Source organism: Nostocoides australiense Ben110 (assembly GCF_001050535.1).
Taxonomy (GTDB): Bacteria; Actinomycetota; Actinomycetes; order Actinomycetales; family Dermatophilaceae; genus Nostocoides_A; species Nostocoides_A australiense.
In genome coordinates, this window is record NZ_HG764815.1 from 3,189,349 (window position 1) to 3,191,889 (window position 2,541).

General features: G+C 73.0%; 4 protein-coding genes and 1 pseudogene. 4 read left to right on the top strand and 1 reads right to left on the bottom strand.

Annotated elements, in window-relative coordinates:
* Both BN11_RS15470 and BN11_RS15475 read left to right on the top strand, forming a co-directional pair.
* The coding region (locus tag BN11_RS15470; protein WP_162213254.1) for a zinc-dependent metalloprotease at positions 1–391 on the top strand (391 nt) is incomplete at its 5' end.
* Entirely contained in the window at positions 388–996 is a 609-nt protein-coding gene (locus BN11_RS15475; RefSeq protein WP_201329280.1) for an NUDIX hydrolase, read from the top strand. The genes BN11_RS15470 and BN11_RS15475, both read left to right, overlap by 4 nt.
* 31 nt (positions 997–1,027) lie before the next feature.
* Here BN11_RS15475 and BN11_RS15480 read toward each other — a convergent pair whose 3' ends face one another.
* Positions 1,028–1,576, bottom strand: a complete 549-nt coding sequence (locus tag BN11_RS15480; protein ID WP_048699178.1) for a M48 metallopeptidase family protein — start codon at positions 1,574–1,576, stop codon at positions 1,028–1,030.
* A gap of 137 nt (positions 1,577–1,713) precedes the next feature.
* On the opposite strand from BN11_RS15480, the gene BN11_RS24780 reads away from it, so the two are divergent.
* Both BN11_RS24780 and BN11_RS24025 read left to right on the top strand, forming a co-directional pair.
* Positions 1,714–1,875, top strand: coding sequence for a DUF5679 domain-containing protein (locus BN11_RS24780; protein WP_201329281.1), 162 nt, complete (start codon positions 1,714–1,716; stop codon positions 1,873–1,875).
* Between the two features lie 128 nt (positions 1,876–2,003).
* Positions 2,004–2,541: pseudogene (locus tag BN11_RS24025) on the top strand (hypothetical protein); the annotation flags it as partial.

Here is a 2,541-nt window from a genome sequence, read left to right on the forward strand (position 1 = left end):
CCTGCCGCACAGCGCCGCGCTCGGCGAGACGGTGCGGCGCCGGCGGGCCCTCGGCGGGCCGGCCGAGAAGACCTTCTCCGGGCTGGTCGGCCTCCAGTTGCGGCCGCGCCGGCTGCGCGATGCCGCCAATCTCTTCGCCGCCCTGGAGGATCGTGGTGGCGCGGAACTGCGGGACTCGGCGTGGGGTCACCCCGACGTCGCGCCGATGGGAGCGGATCTCGACGACGTGCTCGGGTATGTCGACCGGCGCAGCAATCCCGCCGCGTCCGACGATCTGGATGCCGCGCTGGCGGCGATCCTCGGGGAGACCCCGCCGGGCGACGAGCCGCCGCCGGGCGAGCCGTCGTCGGGCGACGACCCCAGCGAGGCCCCTCGAGATGATTCCCCGTGAACGCCGGTCAGCCGCAGGGCCGGCAGGTCGCCGGGATCGCGCCGACGCCGGTGCGCCACCTGTATGACGACGCGTTGGCCCTCCTGCTCTCCTGGCGGGCCCCGAACCAGACGCAGGAGCAGTTGCGCCGCGGGTTCCTGTCGGCGCTCGCGGGCGACCCGATGGCGGTGTCAAAGTCCGGGCCGCCGGCCCACCTGACCGCGTCCTGCCTGGTCTTGAGCCCGGACGGCGGGTCGGTGCTGCTGCACCTGCACGGCCGGGCCGGGATGTGGCTGCAGTTCGGGGGTCACCTCGAAATGGGCGATGACAGCATCTGGGCGGCCGCGCGGCGGGAGGCACAGGAGGAATCGGGCCTGGACGGCCTCGAACCGCTGCCGGCCCCGATCGACCTGGACCGGCACGCGCTCGTCGGCAATTTCGGCCACTGCACCGAACACCTCGACATCCGTTTCCTCGCGGTCACCCCGTCCGGGCGGATGCCTCGGGCCAGCGACGAGTCCACCGATATCGCGTGGTTCCCCGTTGACGCCCTCCCGTCGAATATCGCCGCGGATCTCCCCCGGCTCATCGACGTGGGCCGGGCCCGGTTGACCGCCGGCGCCTGAGCCCGCGCAGGTCCGCTCTGCTTCGGGGTGGCTATTCCTCGTCCGGGGCGGTCATGTCGAGCCCGGCTGCCAGGCAGATCCCGTCGAGGAAGCCCCGCGCACGTTCGGTGCGCGGGTAACGGTCCACCAGCGCCCAGAAGGCCGGGCCGTGGCCGTGCTCGAGCAGATGGGCCAGCTCGTGCACGAGGACGTAGTCGACGACATACTCCGGCATCCCGGCGAGTCGGTCGCTGAGCCGGATCTGCCCTGTCGACGGGGTGCACGACCCCCAGCGGCGCTCCTGGTTGCCGACCCAGCGCACGGACGTGGGCTGGGCCCGGCCCTCCAGGTATGCGGCGGAGAGCCGGCGCGCCCGGTCGGTCAGCTCGGCGTCGCTGCGGCCGCGCGGGGTCCGGCGGGCGGAGCGTTCCAGCTTGCCGACCATGGTCTCGACCCACCGCTGCTCCTCGGCTGCGCTGAGGCCGGCCGGCATCATGACGATGATCCGCTCCCCCTCCCGGCGGGCGCTGACGGTGCGCCGGCGGCGGGCGCTGCGCCGGATCTCGACGTCCGGAGCCGGGCTGGGTAGGTCGGGGGTCACGGTCGCTGAGCGTAAACCCCGTTCGTTTACGCGTGGCGCCAATCCCACTCTCACGCTGAGCGTGATCTAGGGTGGGCACGGCCCCGGGGCACCCACCCGGGTAGAGAGCCTGACTCAGAACCACATAAGGAGCATCCATGTCCGAGGAGATCTACAAGGGCGAGTTCTACTGCGTCAAGTGCAAGGAGAAGCGCGAGGCGGAGGGCAAGATCGTCGTCACCGAGAACGGCCGGCGGATGGCCAAGGGCGTCTGCCCGGTCTGCGGCACCAACCTCAACCGGATTCTCGCCAAGGCCTGAGAGCTGCACCGCTCCCCCGGAGGGGCGTTGTCCACACCCTGTGGACAACGCCCCTCCGCCGCGTCCGGCCTCTGCCAGGGTGGTGACACGGGTTCCGGCCCCCGGCGGGGCGGCGCGAAGGGAGTGTCATGGCCACGTGGCCACGATTGGCCGAGCAGTTCCGGCCGCTGGTGCGGCTGGACGGCAGCGTGCAGTTCGGGCTGGACCCCGGCTCCGGGGTGCGGTTATGCGGGCTGACCGAGGCCGAAGTGGGCTGGTTGCGCAACCTCGACGGGGGTGCCGACCCGGTCCGCTCGGGCACGCGAGCCGGGGTCGACCCCGCGCGCCTGCAAGAACTGCTCCACCTGCTCGGCCAGGCCAACCTCCTCGGCGGGCACGGAGGCGATGCCCGGGGCGAAACCGCCCGGGTGTGGGTCGAGGGCCGGTTGCGGCTCGCCGACCGGATCGCCGCCCTGCTGCGTGAGGGCGATATCGGCGAACTCGCCCGCCTCACCGCGGACGACCCCATCCCGGCATACCGGCGAGGACCCGCCCTCGTCGTCCTCGTCACCGACCAGCCCACCGGTGCCCGCGACGCACAGCGGTGGCGGGCGCGCGGCATACCACACCTGCCCGTCGCCCTCGGCCCGGACACGGCGACGGTGGGCCCCCTCGTGCCCGCCCGCG

What these genes read in the sequence shown, in the direction of transcription:
- BN11_RS24780 (WP_201329281.1), top strand. Translation starts at nt 1,714, where the DNA reads ATGTCCGAGGAGATCTACAAGGGCGAGTTCTACTGCGTCAAGTGCAAG.